Genomic DNA, 16,913 nt, shown 5'->3' on the forward strand with positions numbered 1-16,913 from the left:
ATAACGCTTGTGTTCGAAGATTCGTTACGAAATTCGTAATCGGTAAGTGGGGGCAGTCTGAATCGTCACATCTCAATGGACGACCTCGACCGTCAAATACTCGCCATCCTCCGGCGGGACTCCCGAACCCCCTACACGGAGATTGCCGACCGCGTCGGGACCAGCGAGGGGACCGTCCGAAACCGCGTCGAGCGACTGCTCGAAGACGGCGTCATCGAACGGTTTACCATCGCCACCCGAACCGGCAACGTCAAAGCGATGATAGAGGTCGGCGTCGCCGTCGACGTCGACACCGGCGGCATCTCCGAGTCCATCGCCGACTGGACCGAGGTCGACTTCGTCTGGCAGGTCTCCGGCGAGGAAGACATCGTCGTCGTCGTCGACACCGCCGACACAGGAACGCTCAACGACCTCATCACGCGGGCACGCGAACTCGACGAAGTCGTCTCCACGAAGACGCGACTCATCCTCGACGAGAAGTTGGGATAGCGGGTGGCCCCGGACTATCGATTGTCGAGATAGTGCAACACGCCGGCCACGTCTCGCTGGACGGTCGGACTCAGCCAGCGGTCCTCAAGGGATTCGACGATAGCGCCGATGTCGTCGTCGTGTTCTTGGCGGCGTTCTTCGAGGAGGTCGACCCACTCCGGTAACATCGCCTCGTAGCGGTCGAGTTCGTCGACAGCGTCCTCTCCTCCCGGGCCGACGTGGCCATAGAAGTTCTTCTCGGGGTCGAACTCCCGGAGCCGGTCGACGGTTTCGAGGTTGGCTTCGAGGTCGAACCCCGGCGGGGGTGTCGTCGGTCGCATCTCACCGGCGAGATGCATTCCGGCCGAATCGATGGAGAACAGCCCCTCCGTTACGGGGTCGTAGGCGGCGAAGTGATGCGGCGCGTGACCGGGGGCGTCGACGAGTTCGAGTTCGCGGTCGCCGAGGTCGACCGACTCACCGCCACCCACCGAGCGGCAGCGCTCCTCGGGAAGCAGTTTCGGTTCGCCGTAGGCGTTCTCGGTGCCCATCGCCCGGTCGACGCTCCGTTTCAGTCGGTCCAACTGCTCGGGGTTGGTGACGTAGGGCACCCCCTTCTCGTGGACGTGGAAGGTCGCGTTCGGCAGGTCATCGGCGAGGTGTCCTGCACCACCTGCGTGGTCGAGATGGACGTGCGTGACGAGGACGTGTTCGACCGCCTCCGGTGCGATGTCGACTTCGTTCAGGGCGTCGTGAATCCGGTCGATTGAATTCGCCGACCCGGTATCGACGATTGTCGGGTTCGGCGCGTCGATTAGATACAGCGTGAGCGCACCGGGTGTCCCCATCAGATGTGGGTCGACGGTGTAGATGTCGTCGAGTGCGTGTTTGACCGTCACGTACCGCCGTACGGAAGGGGGTGGCTTGATACCTGCGGCGTCCCGAACCCCGATATGGTGCCGCCGCTGGCCGCCGACATCGACGGAACGCTCACCCGGCCGGACAAATCCATCGACCCCCGCGTTTTCGACGCACTCCGGGCGTGGGACGCCCCCGTCGTTATCGCCACCGGAAAGTCGTTCCCGTACCCCGTCGGCCTCTGTGAGTTCCTCGGCGTCCCGCTGAACGTCATCGCCGAGAACGGCGGCGCGGTCTACGTCGAGGACGCTGGCGAGGTGGTGTACAACGGCGACCCCGAGGGGGCAGAAGCGATCGCGGCCGACTACCTCGACGCGGGCTACGACCTCGGATGGGGCCCCGTCGACATGGTGAACCGCTGGCGGGAGACCGAACTCGCCGTCTCCCGGGAGCGACCGCTGGAGCCACTGGAGCACATTGCCGCCGACCACGGGATGGACGTGGTCGATACGGGCTACGCCTACCACGTCAAATCGCCCGAGGTCGACAAGGGCGAGGGCCTGAAAACGGCGGCCCGACTGTTGGACTGCTATCCCGAGGAGTTCGTCGCGGTCGGCGATTCGGAGAACGACGCCGAGGTCTTCGGCGTCGCAGGGAAGGCCTACGCCGTCGCCAACGCCGACGACCACGCGCTTTCGGCCGCCGACGTGGTCACCGAGGGGGCTTTCGCGGACGGCTTCCTGGAGGCGCTGGAGGCGATTCGAACCGAGTGGTAACCTCCCCGATAGCCGTTCGTACCGTTCCGGAGACGTACAGTCCCAAAACACCACAGACAGCCGCATCAAACGGTCGTTTCTGCCTATTCCCCGGGGAAAGCTTTTGCCCGTGTGGTTGTTACCGTCGCTCACATGAGCGCCGACCGGGCCGCACTCCAGCGCGCCCTCGAACGGGGCGAACGGGAGGGCGGCAGCGTCGAGTTCAAGGAACGGCTCACTCGCTCGGTCCACCTCGCCGACGGGCGGATGGAATCACTCGCCGCGCAACTGCGCCACCGCGTGCTGTCGGGCGACGGCGAGGCCACCTACGTCGTCGGCGTCACCGACGACGGCGGTATCGCCGGCATCTCGCCGGAGGCCTTCTCCGAGTCGATGGACGTACTGTCGCTGCTCGCCGAAGAGGCGGGTGCCCACATCGACGACGTCCAGACGTGGGGCATCGAGGAGGGTATCGTCGGCGTCGCCACCCTACAGGAGGGCGCCGTCCTCGACGTCGACGACGACCACATCGTCGTCGGCACCGCGGGCCACGTCGACCACGGCAAGTCGACGCTCGTCGGCTCGCTCGTCACCGGCGACCCCGACGACGGACAGGGCGGCACCCGCGGCTTCCTCGATGTCCAGCCCCACGAGGTCGACCGGGGGCTGTCGGCTGACCTCTCGTATGGCGTCTACGGCTTCGACGAGGAGGGACCGGTCCGGATGGACAACCCTCACCGGAAGTCCGACCGCGCCCGCGTCGTCGAGGAGGCCGACCGCCTCGTCTCCTTCGTCGACACCGTCGGCCACGAACCGTGGCTCCGGACGACGATTCGCGGCCTCGTCGGCCAGAAACTCGACTACGGCCTGCTCGTCGTCGCCGCCGACGACGGTCCGACGAAGACGACCCGGGAACATCTCGGTATCCTGCTGGCGACCGAACTCCCCACCGTCGTCGCCATCACGAAGGCGGATATGGTGTCCGACGAGCGCGTCCACGAGGTCGAACGCGAAGTCGAACGCCTCCTCCGGAACGCCGACAAGACGCCGCTGTCGGTCGACCGCCACGGCGTCGAGGCCGCAATCGAGGAAATAAACGAGCAGGTCGTCCCCGTCCTCTCGACGTCGGCGGTGACGATGGAGGGCCTGCCCGTCCTCGACGAGCTATTCGAGCATCTCCCGAAGACGAGCGCCACCGAGGGCGACTTTTCGATGTACATCGACCGCACGTACAACGTCACGGGCGTCGGGGCGGTCGCCTCCGGAACCGTCCGCTCGGGCAGCGTCGAGGCCGGCGACGAGTTACTCGTCGGCCCACTCGCTGACGGCGCCTTTCGGGAGGTCGAAGTCCGCTCCATCGAGATGCACTACCACCGCGTCGACGAGGCGTCGGCGGGCCGTATCGTCGGCATCGCCCTGAAGGGCATCGGCGAGGCCGACCTCGAACGTGGGATGGTGTTGCTCCCCCGAGATGCCGACCCCGACCCAGTCCGGGAGTTCGAAGCCGAGGTGATGGTCCTCAACCATCCGACCCGCATCGACGACGGCTACGAACCGGTCGTCCACCTCGAGACGGTCTCCGAGACCGTTTCGATTCATCCCGAGGGGGGGCAGTTGCTCCCCGGCGACACCGGCCGCGCCCGCGTTCGGTTCAAGTTCCGACCCTACATGGTCGAGGAGGGCCAACGGTTCGTCTTCCGGGAAGGCAGTTCGAAGGGCGTCGGGACGGTCACCGACGTATCGGTCGACGGCAACCGGACGGAAGACTCCTAACGCGGCCACCCGTCTTATCCGGCATGGGACGGCTCCGTCTTCGGTTCCTTATGGCGCTCACCGGCGTGACGCTTCTCGCCGGCTATCTGCTGGCCGCACTCGCCGGCTATCAGTTGCTCACGGTGGTGTGGGAGCTCCGTCCCGACCCCGTACGCGCCGTCGCGTACTTCGTCGTCGCCACGGTCGTCGTCGGCTATCTGAGCTACCGACTCGGTACCGAGGCGTTGCTGTCGGAACTCGACACCAGAGAGCTCACCGAGGCCGAGGCGCCGTGGCTCTACGCCCGTGTCGACGCCCTCCGGCGAGACATCGGCGTCGGCGACGTGACGGTGTACACCGCCCGGATGGACGCCCCGAACGCATTCGCACTCGGTACCGCTCGTGGCGGTTCGCTCGTCATCGATTACGGCCTGTTCAGGATACTAACTGCCGAGGAACTGGTGGCCGTCCTCGCCCACGAACTCGCCCACCTGGAGAGCCGCGACGGGCTGATTCAGACGCTCGGCTACACACAAGTCCGAACCGTCGGCGGCGTCCTGTATCTCGCGTTGCTTCCGGTCGGCCTCCTCGTCGGCGGCGTCCTCCGGGCGCTCTCGTGGCTGCGCGGCGAAACGCCCCGACCGTTCTCGGAGCACCTCGCCATCGTCCAGTTTCGCGTCGCGCAGTTCGTGGTGCTGTCGCTGTTCGTGCTGACGCTGGCGCTGCGTGCCCATTCCCGCCGCCGGGAGTACGCCGCCGACGACCGCGCCGTCGAAGCGACGGGGAATCCAATCGCGCTCGCGCGGGCACTCGTGAAAATCGAGCGCGCCGCCACGCCGGGGTGGGGAACCCTCTCGCCGCTGTACATCCACGGCGACGAGGGTGGACTGTTGACGCGACTACTGGCGACACATCCACGGATGGAAGAGCGCATCGAGCGACTCGTTCGAATGGCGACCGCGAACACCGATGACTGGCGTCGGACGCCCCGGTAGGCTCTACTCGACGCCGAGAAGCGACGGGAGGTCCGACAGCGACGAGACGGTGTAATCCGGCTCCGGTTCGGCCGGTTCGTCGGTGTCCGGCACCCACACCGAACCCACCCCGGCCGCACGGGCGCCGGCAACGTCCGACCCCAGTGAGTTGCCGACGTGAACCGTCCGCTCGGGTCGTACGTCGAGCGTCGACAGCGCTGCCTCGAACGGTTCGGGACTGGGTTTCGCCGGAGCGTCGTAGCCGGCGTGGACGACCACATCGAAGGATTCCGCCAGTCCGAGCGCCTCGAGCTTTCGCCGTTGCATCGACGGCGCGCCGTTCGTGACGACGCCGAGGGGCCACTCCGACAGCGCCGACAGCGCGCGGTCGACGCCCGGCAGCGGTTCGACGTTGCCGTGGTCGCGCTCGTCGGCGTAGATTTGCGCGATTTCCCGGCCGGTTGCCGGGTCGTACCCCTTCTCGTCGGCGATAGCCGCGAAACACCGTTCGCGGAGGTCGACCATCGAATCGCTCGAATCGACGAACTCCGGGTAGCGGTCGTGATACTCCTCGACGGTGATGAACGGCTCTACGCCCGTCCGCTCGAAGGACGCATCCAGCAGTTCCGCCCCCGAGCGTCGATACCGACACAGCGTGTCGTCGACGTCGAAGAGGACGGCCTCGACCTCCTGTTGCACGAATCAGTGTTCGAAGCCGAGGGACAAAAATCGCTCGCGAACTCAGCGGTGTCGGTCGAGAAACGCCGCAAGCCGACCCAAGCCCTCTTCGAGTTCCGCCGTCGGGAGCCCGTAGCCGATGCGGAACCGGTCGGGGGAGCCGAAGGCCTCACCCGGCGCGAGGACGACCGATTCCTCCTCGACCAGCCCCCGACAGAACGACTCCCCGCCGGCGAATCCCGCGGGCACCTCGACGAAGGCGTTGACGCCGCAGTCGGGGGCCGACCACGCGAGGCCGTGCTCGTCGAGGAACTCGGCGACGAGGGCACGGTGGTCGGCCGCGAGGTCGCGGTTCGCTTCGAGCAACTCCTCGCGGCGTTCGAAGGCCTGTTCGGCGACGTGTTGGCCGAAGACCGGCGGCGCGATGGTCGTGTAATCCTTCCAGTTCGCGGCGGCGGCGACGACCTCGGGCGCGGCACACAGCCACCCGAAGCGCAATCCTTCCAGACCGAATGACTTCGAGACGCCCGCCGTCGAGACGCCATATCGGCCGAAACTCGCGACGGGGGGAAGTGGCTCCTCGGCCAGCAGTCGGTACACCTCGTCACACAGCAGGTACGTCCCGTTGTCCGCACACGCCTCGTAGATAGCCCGCATCGTCGCCTCGTCGTGGTATCGCCCCGTCGGATTGTTCGGGTTGTTGACCACCACGCAGTCGGTATCCGGCCGGAGCGCCTCCGTGACGGTATCGGCGTCGAGAGTCCACCCATCCTCCTCGAGCGGGACCTCCGTCACCGTCGCTCCCAGCGACGCCGGCAGTGCCGTCAGTGACCCGTAGGTCGGCGTGACGACGACGGCGTGGTTTTCGACCAACGCGAGGAAGGCCAGCAAGTTCGCCTCCTGTGTGCCGCAGGTGAACAGGGTCTCCTCGGCGCTCCGGCCGTGATGCTCGCCGACGGCGGCGCGAAACTCGGGGTCACCGGCCGTCGGGACGACGTAGCCGAGACTGCCGGGGTCGGTGTCGAAGCGACTCGCATCCAGCGGTCGGATGCCGCTTTCGGCGAGCATGATGTCGGCGTCGTATTCGACCTCCTCGAACCAGCGTTCGAGGGCAAAGGGTGGGATTTGCATACTCAGTTATCCATTAGACAGCAGAAAAACACTCCGCCGTCTCCTCAGTTATCGTCGACCGTGACAGTCACTCGGCCGGACGCCTCTTCGACGAAGACATCGCTGTCATCAAGGTCGAAATCGTCGAAGTCAGTATGATCACGCGGCGCACAACTCAGGCCGAACACTCCACAGAACTCCCACTCCTCGTCGTCGTAATTGCTGGGTTCCAGCAGGTCAGCCCCACTGTCGGAGAGGATTCGGTTCGCGGCGCCGTTCGTCAGTTCGCCCCAGAACAACCGGTTGCCGTCCCTGTCGGTTACTTCGACAACGGCGGAGTCGTCGCTGCTATCGATGTTGCCGTTTCGGTCGTCGTCGACGAGCTGGTATTTAAAGGTGTACTGCTGGCTATCCGCTTGGATACGAAGGCTTCCCTGAAGTGTCAGGAAGTCATCGTCAACGCAGTTGATGGCACCGAGGAGACCACCGAGGAGGCCGCCACCGTCGCCCAAGAGCAGACACTTCTCTTCGCTGTTGGGGACCATCTGTCCTTCCAAGAGCGTCAGCGACTCGATGTCACCCATTCCGGGTCGGTACTGCCCAGAGGTGTAGGCGGCGAACGTTGGCGTTCCGCCAGCACCGGCACCGCCGACGACGCGACTGGTTGTTTCGTAATCAGGGGTGCCGTCGTCGATTTTTGCAGTCACCTGGGTGACCCCTATTTCCGCATGTTTAACGCCAAAGATAGCCTCTCCACTATCGTCCGTCGTCACCGACGACGCAGTGAGCACTCCGGGACCTGTTCTGTTCAGAGAGATTGACGCACCAGAAACCGGATTCCCGTACTCGTCGCGAACGGTAACAGTGAACGTCTGCCCGTTGGACGCGGTGACGCCACCCGCCGGCCGCATCGTAACGTACGTGCCGTCGGCCGAAGACGGCTCTTCGAGACTCACTTTCGTCACCCGGAAGTCGTAGCTCTCGACGCTCTCGTTGAGTTCGATTTCGACGGTGTTCACCCGAGCATCACACGGCGGGTCGCTCCCGTCGCCACACGTCACCTCGGTGTCGTTGATGTTCGGGTTCTCGGCGGCAATCTCGTCCCACGCGGACTCGCTTCGAACGGTCGGGAGTTCGATGCTCGCGTCGTCTTCGGGCGTCACGGAGTGATACTCGGAGTTCGTGCTGACCGGTTCCAGCGACACGTCGTGGACGCTGGCCTGTTGGTCCACGTCGCCGTCGAACAGAACGATATCGATTTGGTCGCCGTCGACGACTTCGCCGCCGACCGAACTGGCGTACGAGCCGTTGCCGGACTCGTGGACACCGACGCCGTTCGCCAGGTAGTACGTCTCCTCGGTCCGGATGTAGTTGTAGGAGGGTTCGAGCGCGAGCAGGCGCGTCTCGAACGTCCGGTCGGTGCCGTTCCAGTACTGCTCGTAGGAGGTCTCCAGACCCGCTATCGAGACCTCGTGTTCGGCAGTCGTCGATAGCCGACTCTTCGGCGGTGGCGCGTTGATACCCAACGCCCTATCGGGGTAGTCGGGAGCGCCCTGAACCGTTTCGGAGGCGGAGGCGCCGCTGGCTGCCACGTCCATCGTCGTCGACCGCAGTTCCGAAACTTCGCCGTCCAGCGATTGGCTGTAACTCGATTCGACCTCGGCGTTCTGGTGGGGGACCACGTCGGATTGATAGATTGCAAACGTCGTCATGACGAGGGCGAACATCAGGACGAACCCCAACACCGCAGAGACGCCACGTTGGTCGTCGACGAACGACCCATCTCCCCTCATAGGGCGCACGCTTCGCTAGTGACACTGTAATATCTTGTATCGATTTCCGGTTATAACCCACCATTTATAATGAGTGCCTCGTAGCGGCGCGAATCGTCACTTCTCGTCGCGCTGCTCTCGGAGGCTCTGCCGCGTGAACTGTGGCGTCGCTCGGATTCCCTTCCGTGTTCGGAACGACCGCCACAGGAGCGCCGCGACTGGAATCGAGATGGCGGCCGCGACGAGCGACGCCTCCAGCGTCGAGAAGGCGTACAGCACCGCCGACGCCATCACGGTTGCCGACAGCAGCCCGCCCAGAATCAACCGCTTTGCGAGCGTGTCGAGGGCGCGTTCGTCGTCGGAAATCTCCAGTTGGACGGTCACGTCGCCACGTTCGACGCGGTCGAGCGTGTTCTCCAGTTTCGGCGGGACGCGAACCATCGACTCGCCGAAATCGCGGGCTTCGGTCACCCGGTCCTCGATGAACCCGCGGGCGCTCTCCTCGATGAACCCCTGTTCGCGGAGGTAGTCGGTCGCCACCTCGATGAAGTCGAAGTCCTCGTCGAGGGTGACACAGACGCCCTCGACGACCGTCGCCACCCGCAACACCAACGCGAGGTTCGGCGGCAGCCGGAGCGGGAACTCGTAGATTGTGTCCTCGACCTGCTGGATGATTTGCTGGACGCGGTACTGTTCGATGTCCTCTCCCCGGGCGTCGGCGATGGCCAACTCCATGACGTTCGCCATCACCTCGCGGTCGGCCTGCGGACTGAGCGTCCCCATCTCGACGAGGGTGTCGAGGATGTCGTCGATGTCCTGTCGGGCGATAGCCATGTAGAAGTCGATTATCTTCTCCTGGATGAACGGGTCGACCCGTCCGGACATCCCGAAGTCGTAGAAGACGATGGTGCCGTCGTCCTGAACCGCGAGATTTCCGGGGTGTGGGTCGGCGTGGAAGACGCCGTCCTGAACTATCATCTGGAGGTAGACGCGCTGGAGCGTCTCCGCGAGCGTGGTTCGGTCGAGACCGAGGCTGTCGAGGTTGTCGATTTGGGAGATTTTCGTCCCACCGACGTACTCCATCGTGAGTACGCGCTTGCTGGATAACTCCGGGAGCGCGACGGGAACCCGAACCTTGGGGTTGTCGGCGAGGTTCCCGCCGATTTCTTCGAGCATTCGGCGCTCCCGCTCGTAGTTCATCTCTTCGCGGATGGTCCGTTCGAACTCGTCGGCGAGCGTCTCCAAGGAGAACGACCGCGTGTCGTCGACGAACTGCATCAGTATCGGCAGCGACCACCGGATGACCCGGAGGTCGGCTTCGACGAGGTCCTCGATGCCGGGCCGGCGAATCTTCACCGCCACCTGCTGGTCGTCGAGGGAGGCGATGTACACCTGTCCGAGACTCGCGCCGCTTATCGCCTCGGTGTCGAACTCGTCGAACGTCGTCTCCACGGGACCGATGTCCTCCTCGAAAATCTGCTTCGCTTCCCGCCAGTCGGCCGGGGGGACGTCGTCCTGTAGGCTCTCGAACTCCTCGACGTACTCCGGGGGGAGGATATCGGGCCGCGTCGACAGCAACTGCCCGAGTTTGATGAACGTCGGGCCGAGGGTGAGGAGGGAGTTCAACAGCGCCTGGGCGCGTTTCCGTCGGGTTTCCGCCGTGACTCGGCGGCCGGAGCCGAACAGGAAGAATCGCTTTCGGTCCCGTGCGTACGCCAAGAGCAGCGGCAGGAACTGGTAGGCGACGACGACGAACCGCCGATAGACGCGAAAGTTCACCGGGGAGACACCTCACCGAACCGGCCGCTCGACGACCGGAAGGGTCGCAGACGTACGGGGGACGCCGTAGTGATAAGAGTGGAGTACACGCGTCAGGAGATGGGAATCCGCTGGCCGCTCTCTTCGGTGGATTTGGGGAGCCGCAGCGTGAGGACACCACGCTCCATCTCACCGGATGCGTCGGCGCCCGAAACGTCGGGCGGCAACGGCAGTTCGGCGTCGAGGAACAGCGAGCGCTCCTCGGTCACGTAGCGAAAGGAGGTCGGCAGCGACTTCTCGCGTCGCGCCTCGATGCGGAGTCGGCCGTCGTCGAGTGTCACGTCGAGGGTGTCGGCCGTCGCACCGGGGAGGTCGACGACGAGTAGATAGGCATCGTCGCTCTCCAGTAAGTCGGCGAACACCGTCTCCGGGAGCTCGCCGAGTGCCTCACGCAGTTGCATACGGCGGGGTACGCCCGCCGGCGCGTTAAAGCCCTCGGTGGCGGTGATTCGGCTATCGACGCCCACTGTTCGTCGTCCGTGACCGACGGGTGTCGGTCTCGCCGTTGTGCGGGGCGCGACCCTTTTTCACCTTGCCGGCCTCAGAGTTCGGTATGAGCGACGTACGCGAAACAGGGTTCAAACAGCGCACCCGCGTGGCCGACGCCCGCGAGCGCTTACTCGACGTGGACCCCCTAGACAGAACCGAGCGCGTCCCCCTTTCGGTGGCGGACGGCCGGACCCTCTCCGAACCCATCGACGCCGCCCGAAACGTTCCCCACTACGCACGCGCCGCGATGGACGGGTGGGCAGTGCGCGCCGAGGACACCTTCGGCGCCTCCGACCGCTCACCGGCGATACTCCGACCCGCGGAGTCGGCCGGGCCGAACGCCGCCGTCCGCGTTCACACCGGCAGCGAACTTCCCGAGGGTGCCGATTCGGTCGTGATGGTCGAACAGACGGAGAAGCTAGCCGGTGAACTCGAAGTGTTCGACGCCGTCGCCGAAGGCGAAAACGTCGCCCCCGTCGGCGAGGACGTCGAGGCCGGCCAGCGGCTCTACGAACCCGGCCATCAGCTCCGCCCCTCCGACCTCGGGCTGTTGAAGGCCATCGGCATCGACACCGTGGAGGCGGTCGCTCACCCTGAGGTGGCCGTCGTCCCGACCGGCGAGGAACTCGTCCAGGCCGACCCCGACCCGGGCGAGGTCATCGAGACGAACCGATTTACCGTCTCGCGACTCGCCGAGCGCTGGGGTGCCGACGTGACACGGCGGAACATCGTCACCGACGACCACGAGGCGCTCCGCGTCGCCGTCGAACGCGACCTCACCCGCGACGTGGTGGTCACGACCGGTGGCTCCTCCGTCGGCGAGCGCGACCTCATTCCCGAAGTCGTCGAGGAACTCGGCGAAGTGTTCGTCCACGGAGTCGCCCTGAAACCGGGCCATCCGGTCGCACTCGGCCGCGTAGAGGACACGACGGTCGTGATGTTACCCGGCTACCCCGTCGCCGCTATCGTCAACGCCGTCCAGTTCCTCCGACCGCTCATCAAACACCTCGGTCGGATGCCGAGGAACCCGATTCCGACTCGTGAGGCCAGACTGACCCGGAAGATACGGAGCGAACCCGGCGTTCGGACGTTCGTCCGAGTGAAGCTCGAAGAGTCCGATGACGAATTCGAAGCGACGCCGACACGGGCCAGCGGGTCGGGCATCCTCTCCAGTGTCGCCCTTGCCGATGGGTGGGTCGTCGTCGAGGAGAGCCGCGAAGGGGTACCGGAGGGCGAAACCGTGACCGTCGAGGACTGGGAGTACAATGCGTAGAAAGGAGTTCCGCGATTTGGCCAACCCCGACGAGGCCCACGACGCCATCGGCTCGCTGGACCTCCGGGCAGAGGACGAGACCGTCCCGCTCCGAGAGGCGCGCGGCCGCGTGCTGTCCGAGCGCATCGACGCCGTCCTCGACGTTCCGGGATTCGACCGCGCGAGCGTCGACGGCTACGCGCTGAACGCCGCCGACACCTTCGGTGCCGACGAGGCCGACCCCGTCGAGTTGGAGTTGGTCGGCGAGGTCCACGCCGGCGCCGAACCCGACCTGGAGGTGGGAGACGGCGAGTGTGCCGAAATCTCGACCGGTGCCGTCCTCCCGCCGGGCGCCGACGCGGTGGTGATGGTCGAGCGCACCGACACCAACGGCGAAACCGTCCTCGTCCGCACCTCGTTGGCGCCGGGCGACCGCGTGATGTTCGCGGGTGCCGACGTGGCCGCCGGCGAGCGGGCCCTCGGCCCCGGAACCGTGTTGACACCGCGGGAAATCGGCTTGCTGTCCGCCCTCGGTGTCGACGAAGTGCCGGTCCGTGGGAAGCCGACCGTCGGCATCATCTCGACCGGCGACGAACTCGTCCGTCCCGGCGAACCGCTGGACAGCGATTCGGGCGAAATCTACGACGTGAACAGCTACACGACGGCGACGGCAATCGAGGAGGCTGGCGGCGAGGCACGGCTGTATCCCCACGCCGGCGACGACTACGAGGCGATGGAGTCGGTGCTCCGGGAGGCTGCAAGCGAGTGTGACCTCGTCCTTTCGTCGGGGTCGACCTCGGCGTCGGCCGTCGACGTCATCTACCGCGTCGTCGAGGAGACGGGCGAACTCCTGCTGCACGGTGTCGCGGTCAAGCCCGGCAAGCCGATGCTCGTCGGGCGGTTGGACGGGAGCGCGTACATCGGCCTGCCCGGCTACCCGGTTTCGGCGCTGACCATCTTCCGGACGTTCGTCGCGCCCGCAGTGCGCCACGCCGCGGGACTACCGGAACCGCGAACCGCCACCGTCACCGGCGAGATGGCCGTCCGGGAGCGATACAGTGAGGGGCGACTGCGATACATGCCCGCCGGTATAGTCGAGGACGGCGACGGAAACACGCTCGTCTACCCGGTCGACAAGGGTAGCGGCGCGACGACGAGTCTCGTCGAAGCCGACGGCGTCGTCGCCGTCGACCCCGACGTGGAGTACCTCGATTCGGGCGAAGAAGTCGAGGTGCAGTTGTTCTCCGCGGACGTTCGCCCGCCCAGTCTGTTCGGCGCCGGCGAGGACGACCCCGCGCTCTCGCGACTGTTGGACCGAGTCGAGCGCCCGCGGTATCTCGGCGTCGGCAGCCGACAGGGGCTGCGACGGCTCCGAGACGGCGTCACCGACGTGGCCGTCGTCTCGGGCGACGCCGACCCCGACCACGCGACCGAGCTTGACGGCTGGTCCCGGGAGTGGGGGCTGGTCGTCCCGGCCGATAACCCCGACGAGGTCGACGGCCTCGCCGACCTCGTCGACCGAGAGCTACGGTTCGTCAACCGAACGACCGACTCCGGGCTGCGGACCACCCTCGGCGACGCCGTCGCCGACCTCGCCGAGGAGCGCGGCGTCGACCGCCACGACCTCGTGGAGGCCATCGACGGCTTCGAGTTCGCCGTCCGTGCCCACGAATCGCCCGCACGGAAGGTCCTCGCCGGGAAGGCCGACGCCGGCCTCGGGTTGGCCGCGACCGCCGACGCACTCGGGATGGGATTCGTCCCCTGCGGCACCGAGACGGTTCGGGTGTACGGAAGCGACGACCGCCTCGAAAAACCGGGAGTCGAGCGGTTGGCGGCAGTCATCGATGACGGCGCTTCGGTCATCGAGTCGCTGCCCGGCTACGACTCGCAGTAGGTTTTTGTCGGCACGGGTTGCATGATTCGGTATGTCCTGTGCCCACGAACTCGATGCCGAGTACCTGTATCCGGGCGACACCGACGTGTTGGAGATTTACGAAGGGGACGACGGCGTTCACGTGACGCTGGCGCTCGCCTGTCCGGAGTGCGGCGAAGCGCTCGAAATCGACACGGCCGTCGAGAGCGTCGACGAGGGCGACTTCGAGTTGCCGCTCGACGACGAACTGTACGATTAAACGAGGTCGTCGACGCGGTCGACGCGGTGGTCGCCGACGACACACAGGCCACGTCGGTCGTGGCCGTGGCGTTCGACGTGTGCGCCGTCGAGGCCGGCGTTCCACGCAGCACCCACGTCGTGGGGGCCGTCGCCGACGAGGACGCCGTCGCCGTCGGCGCCGACCGACGACAGCGCCATGTTGACGGGTTCGGGGTCCGGTTTCCAGCCAGTCTCCTCGGTACAGCAGACGACCGCATCGAACCAGTCACCGATGTCGACCGCGTCCAACACCGGGTCGGTGAGGTACTCCTGACAGTGCGTGACGAGCACCGTCGGCGAATCGAGGTCCCCGACCACCTCGGCGTCGTCGTAGAGGTACGTCGCGTCGGCGCGCGCCTCGGGGTCTTCCTCCTGGTGGAACGCCTCCCAGAACGTCTCGACGTCGACGCCCCACTCGGAGAGTTGCTCGTTGCGAACGCCGCCCAAGCCGTGCCACACCGCCTCGGCCTCCCGTTCGGAGAAGTCGTAGCCGACCCGGTCGCCGACGCGGTCGAACACGTCGTGGACGTAGTCCGGTTCTACGTCGACGAGGGTGCCGTCGAGGTCGAACACCCAGTGGTCGTAGGACGGGACGCTCATGGGTTCCAGCGTAGGTGAGTACCGAATAAGTGCTTTCTGGAGGCGTTGGTTGCTGATGTCGACGCCGGCGGTGGCTACTCTCTGTCCCGGACGTGGATTCGGGAACCGAGGTACTTCGTGAGGACCTCCGGCACGTCGTCTGCGTTGAACAGCTCGAGATTCGCCGCGATGGCGTCCTGGAGGGCCTCGTAGTACGCGTCGTCGGTCCGCAACTCCCGAAACTCGACCGACTCGACATCCGTCCCGAGCATCTCCTCGGCCAGTTCGCACATGTGGCCGTGGTCGTTCACCTCGCCGCGCCAGAGGTGGTCCCGGAAGAACAGCCAGCCGTCCTCGCCGGGCGGCGCCGCTCGCTTGAAAAGCGTCGTCTCGACGGTTGCGGGGTCGAGTCGGACCGTCGGGTCCGACGGCGAGAGTCGAAGCCGAACGGCGAAGACGTACTCCGCATCGCCCACGTTCTGGGAGTCACCCATCGTCTCAGTCCGCGAGTTCGTTGAACCGCGCGGCGAGGTCGGTGTCGTTTTCGGTGATACCGCCCGCGTCGTGGGTCGTCAGTCGGACTTCCACCTCCCGCCAGCCGACGGTCATCTCGGGGTGGTGGAACGCCTCCTCGGCGAGGCCGCCCGCTCCGGCGGCGAAGCCGACGCCTTCGAGATACGAGTCGAACTCGAAGGTGCGAACGATTTCGTCGCCGTCACGTTCCCAGCCCTCCGGTAGTCGACGCTCGATTTCCTCGTCGGATAGCAGGTCGCTCATGGGCGAGTAATCGGTCTGTGGCCCGATAAAACTACGCGAGCAGCGAGGGGTCGGTCAGTCGCCGGCCGGTGCGGCGGCCGTCGAGCGGGCACCGAGGGCTCGGGTGCGCCGAATCGCCACGAGCGTCAACCCGAAGGCGGCAAACGAGATTGCCAAAATCAGCAGTTGGCCGTCGTTGCCGAACGCCCGGCGGGCGATGATGAGTTGGGAGACGACGAGCGCGGCGCCGACCCCGCCCGCGTAGGCGACGGCCCGGGCGCCGAGTTCCCGACTCCACAGCGCGACGAGACACAGTGCGGCGAACATCGCGAAGCCGAGGCCGTAGTAGACGAACTGTGCGATTTCGCCGAAGGCGACGAACAGCCGCGGGGTGAGGCCGACCATCACGGGAAAGCCAAGGAGTGCAGCGGTCGCGGCGGTCTGAATCTTCGCGAAGGTCACCTCGGATACGTCGGCGTAGGCCCACACCGTCGCGCCGACGAGGAACGCGAGGATGAGCGACGCGAACGTGAAGTGCAGCGTCAACACGACGATGGAGTAGCCGAACACCAACTCGTTTACGAGGACGGTGAACGCCCCGAAGACGATTTGCACCGGCGTCAACAGCATCGCGGCGAGGGTGGCGAGGCGAATCCGTCGTGAGTGACCGCCGCGCCACGCCGCAATCGTCGACCCGATGATGAGGAAGCCGGTTATCATCGCCACCAGTCGGTGGGACCACTCGATGAACGACATGAAGTTCGCCGGGAACAGCCCGAAGACGGCCCCATCGCACAGCGGCCACCGGGCCTCACAGGTCAGGCCGGCCCCGGACGTGGCCGTGATGACCCCGACGAGTGCCGTGAGCGCCGTCGTGACGGTCGTGACGAGCAACAGCCGACGGAAGTCCATAATCGACGTTCGGTACTACGGGAGTATATACCCCCCGAAACCGGACGCTGGCGGGAGCCGACGACCGGTTGGGGCAACGTCTGCCGAACTCCTCGGGTTGGGTAGCTTTTTGAGGCCAGTCGACGGGGTACCAGTATGGGACTGGACGAGGATTCACTCGAGTATCACCGGCGGGAGCCGCCGGGGAAAATCGAGATATCGACGACGAAGCCGACGAACACGCAACGGGACCTCTCGCTTGCGTACTCACCCGGCGTTGCCGCGCCGTGTAACGAAATCGCCGAGGACTCCGAGCGGGCGTTCACCTACACGACGAAGGGGAACATGGTGGGCGTCATCTCCAACGGCACCGCGGTGCTCGGATTGGGCGACATCGGCGCGCAGGCGTCGAAGCCGGTGATGGAGGGGAAAGGCGTGCTGTTCAAGCGCTTCGCCGACATCGAACTCTTCGACATCGAGTTAGACGAGGACGACCCGGCGGCGTTCGCCGAGGCGGTCGCCATGATGGAACCGACGTTCGGCGGCATCAACATCGAAGATATCTCCGCGCCGGCGTGTTTCGAAATCGAGTCGTTCCTCCGGGAGGAG

The 16,913-nt window shown here is 65.9% G+C and carries 17 protein-coding genes and 1 pseudogene; 8 read left to right on the plus strand and 10 right to left on the minus strand.

All coding sequences use genetic code 11. The features are described from left to right. The first annotated feature begins 75 nt into the window (after window positions 1-75). Window positions 76-489: an Lrp/AsnC family transcriptional regulator gene (locus tag GJ631_RS05015; RefSeq protein ID WP_156708091.1), complete on the plus strand. Its 414-nt coding sequence runs from the start codon at window positions 76-78 to the stop codon at window positions 487-489. 14 nt (window positions 490-503) lie between these two features. Here GJ631_RS05015 and GJ631_RS05020 read toward each other — a convergent pair whose 3' ends face one another. Continuing rightward, window positions 504-1,367, minus strand: coding sequence for an MBL fold metallo-hydrolase (locus GJ631_RS05020; RefSeq protein ID WP_156708092.1), 864 nt, complete (start codon window positions 1,365-1,367; stop codon window positions 504-506). A 54-nt stretch (window positions 1,368-1,421) separates the two neighbouring features. On the opposite strand from GJ631_RS05020, the gene GJ631_RS05025 reads away from it, so the two are divergent. From GJ631_RS05025 to GJ631_RS05035, 3 genes are all read left to right on the plus strand, one after another. Further along, window positions 1,422-2,102, plus strand: coding sequence for an HAD hydrolase family protein (locus GJ631_RS05025; protein WP_156708093.1), 681 nt, complete (start codon window positions 1,422-1,424; stop codon window positions 2,100-2,102). A 132-nt stretch (window positions 2,103-2,234) separates the two neighbouring features. Next, complete coding sequence (locus GJ631_RS05030) at window positions 2,235-3,854, plus strand: GTPBP1 family GTP-binding protein (protein ID WP_156708094.1); 1,620 nt, start codon at window positions 2,235-2,237, stop codon at window positions 3,852-3,854. 23 nt (window positions 3,855-3,877) lie between these two features. After that, window positions 3,878-4,828 (plus strand): M48 family metallopeptidase, encoded by a 951-nt coding sequence (locus tag GJ631_RS05035; RefSeq protein WP_156708095.1) that lies wholly within the window; start codon window positions 3,878-3,880, stop codon window positions 4,826-4,828. A 3-nt stretch (window positions 4,829-4,831) separates the two neighbouring features. Here the strand turns inward: GJ631_RS05035 and GJ631_RS05040 are convergent, their stop codons facing one another. The 5 genes from GJ631_RS05040 to GJ631_RS05060 form a co-directional block, all read right to left on the minus strand. Then, window positions 4,832-5,506 (minus strand): HAD family hydrolase, encoded by a 675-nt coding sequence (locus GJ631_RS05040; protein ID WP_370518560.1) that lies wholly within the window; start codon window positions 5,504-5,506, stop codon window positions 4,832-4,834. 42 nt (window positions 5,507-5,548) lie between these two features. Next, window positions 5,549-6,616, minus strand: a complete 1,068-nt coding sequence (locus GJ631_RS05045; protein WP_156708096.1) for an aminotransferase class I/II-fold pyridoxal phosphate-dependent enzyme — start codon at window positions 6,614-6,616, stop codon at window positions 5,549-5,551. Window positions 6,617-6,660: 44 nt separating this feature from the next. After that, the gene (locus GJ631_RS05050; protein WP_156708097.1) at window positions 6,661-8,388 is read right to left on the minus strand and encodes an Ig-like domain-containing protein; all 1,728 of its coding nucleotides are present in this window, start codon (window positions 8,386-8,388) and stop codon (window positions 6,661-6,663) included. Between the two features lie 96 nt (window positions 8,389-8,484). Next, complete coding sequence (locus GJ631_RS05055) at window positions 8,485-10,146, minus strand: ABC1 kinase family protein (RefSeq protein WP_370518561.1); 1,662 nt, start codon at window positions 10,144-10,146, stop codon at window positions 8,485-8,487. Between the two features lie 92 nt (window positions 10,147-10,238). Continuing rightward, a complete protein-coding gene (locus tag GJ631_RS05060) occupies window positions 10,239-10,586 on the minus strand; it encodes an Hsp20/alpha crystallin family protein (RefSeq protein WP_156708098.1) in 348 nt (115 codons plus the stop codon). A 152-nt stretch (window positions 10,587-10,738) separates the two neighbouring features. Here GJ631_RS05060 and glp point away from each other — a divergent pair, with 152 nt between their 5' ends. The 3 genes from glp to GJ631_RS05075 are packed head-to-tail and all read left to right on the plus strand — an operon-like array spanning window position 10,739 to window position 14,058. Then, window positions 10,739-11,947 (plus strand): gephyrin-like molybdotransferase Glp, encoded by a 1,209-nt coding sequence (gene glp, locus GJ631_RS05065; RefSeq protein ID WP_156708099.1) that lies wholly within the window; start codon window positions 10,739-10,741, stop codon window positions 11,945-11,947. Further along, on the plus strand, window positions 11,940-13,820 hold the full coding sequence (locus tag GJ631_RS05070; protein WP_156708100.1) for a molybdopterin biosynthesis protein: 1,881 nt from the start codon (window positions 11,940-11,942) through the stop codon (window positions 13,818-13,820). Before glp ends, GJ631_RS05070 begins: the two co-directional genes overlap by 8 nt. Window positions 13,821-13,851: 31 nt before the next feature. Continuing rightward, a complete protein-coding gene (locus GJ631_RS05075) occupies window positions 13,852-14,058 on the plus strand; it encodes a hypothetical protein (RefSeq protein WP_156708101.1) in 207 nt (68 codons plus the stop codon). Here the strand turns inward: GJ631_RS05075 and GJ631_RS05080 are convergent. The 4 genes from GJ631_RS05080 to GJ631_RS05095 form a co-directional block, all read right to left on the minus strand. Then, window positions 14,055-14,678 (minus strand): HAD family hydrolase, encoded by a 624-nt coding sequence (locus GJ631_RS05080; protein WP_156708102.1) that lies wholly within the window; start codon window positions 14,676-14,678, stop codon window positions 14,055-14,057. The genes GJ631_RS05075 and GJ631_RS05080 overlap by 4 nt on opposite strands. Window positions 14,679-14,752: 74 nt before the next feature. Continuing rightward, window positions 14,753-15,151 carry an LWR-salt protein gene (lwrS, locus tag GJ631_RS05085; RefSeq protein ID WP_156708103.1) on the minus strand — a complete coding sequence of 133 codons (399 nt, stop codon included), beginning with the start codon at window positions 15,149-15,151 and terminating at the stop codon, window positions 14,753-14,755. 4 nt (window positions 15,152-15,155) lie between these two features. Further along, window positions 15,156-15,434 carry a 4a-hydroxytetrahydrobiopterin dehydratase gene (locus GJ631_RS05090; RefSeq protein ID WP_156708104.1) on the minus strand — a complete coding sequence of 93 codons (279 nt, stop codon included), beginning with the start codon at window positions 15,432-15,434 and terminating at the stop codon, window positions 15,156-15,158. 54 nt (window positions 15,435-15,488) lie between these two features. Continuing rightward, the gene (locus GJ631_RS05095) at window positions 15,489-16,325 is read right to left on the minus strand and encodes a COX15/CtaA family protein (RefSeq protein ID WP_156708105.1); all 837 of its coding nucleotides are present in this window, start codon (window positions 16,323-16,325) and stop codon (window positions 15,489-15,491) included. Window positions 16,326-16,460: 135 nt separating this feature from the next. Here GJ631_RS05095 and GJ631_RS05100 point away from each other — a divergent pair. Then, window positions 16,461-16,913, plus strand: a pseudogene (locus tag GJ631_RS05100) (NADP-dependent malic enzyme); the annotation flags it as partial.

The organism is Natronomonas sp. CBA1123 (assembly GCF_009741925.1).
Classification (GTDB): Archaea; Halobacteriota; Halobacteria; order Halobacteriales; family Haloarculaceae; genus Natronomonas.

What these genes read in the sequence shown, in the direction of transcription:
- GJ631_RS05015 (WP_156708091.1), top strand. Translation starts at nt 76, where the DNA reads ATGGACGACCTCGACCGTCAAATACTCGCCATCCTCCGGCGGGACTCC.
- GJ631_RS05060 (WP_156708098.1), bottom strand. Translation starts at nt 10,586, where the DNA reads ATGCAACTGCGTGAGGCACTCGGCGAGCTCCCGGAGACGGTGTTCGCC.
- GJ631_RS05075 (WP_156708101.1), top strand. Translation starts at nt 13,852, where the DNA reads ATGTCCTGTGCCCACGAACTCGATGCCGAGTACCTGTATCCGGGCGAC.
- GJ631_RS05035 (WP_156708095.1), top strand. Translation starts at nt 3,878, where the DNA reads ATGGGACGGCTCCGTCTTCGGTTCCTTATGGCGCTCACCGGCGTGACG.
- GJ631_RS05045 (WP_156708096.1), bottom strand. Translation starts at nt 6,616, where the DNA reads ATGCAAATCCCACCCTTTGCCCTCGAACGCTGGTTCGAGGAGGTCGAA.
- GJ631_RS05025 (WP_156708093.1), top strand. Translation starts at nt 1,422, where the DNA reads ATGGTGCCGCCGCTGGCCGCCGACATCGACGGAACGCTCACCCGGCCG.
- GJ631_RS05090 (WP_156708104.1), bottom strand. Translation starts at nt 15,434, where the DNA reads ATGAGCGACCTGCTATCCGACGAGGAAATCGAGCGTCGACTACCGGAG.
- GJ631_RS05050 (WP_156708097.1), bottom strand. Translation starts at nt 8,388, where the DNA reads ATGAGGGGAGATGGGTCGTTCGTCGACGACCAACGTGGCGTCTCTGCG.
- GJ631_RS05070 (WP_156708100.1), top strand. Translation starts at nt 11,940, where the DNA reads ATGCGTAGAAAGGAGTTCCGCGATTTGGCCAACCCCGACGAGGCCCAC.
- GJ631_RS05080 (WP_156708102.1), bottom strand. Translation starts at nt 14,678, where the DNA reads ATGAGCGTCCCGTCCTACGACCACTGGGTGTTCGACCTCGACGGCACC.
- lwrS (WP_156708103.1), bottom strand. Translation starts at nt 15,151, where the DNA reads ATGGGTGACTCCCAGAACGTGGGCGATGCGGAGTACGTCTTCGCCGTT.
- GJ631_RS05095 (WP_156708105.1), bottom strand. Translation starts at nt 16,325, where the DNA reads ATGGACTTCCGTCGGCTGTTGCTCGTCACGACCGTCACGACGGCGCTC.
- GJ631_RS05030 (WP_156708094.1), top strand. Translation starts at nt 2,235, where the DNA reads ATGAGCGCCGACCGGGCCGCACTCCAGCGCGCCCTCGAACGGGGCGAA.
- glp (WP_156708099.1), top strand. Translation starts at nt 10,739, where the DNA reads ATGAGCGACGTACGCGAAACAGGGTTCAAACAGCGCACCCGCGTGGCC.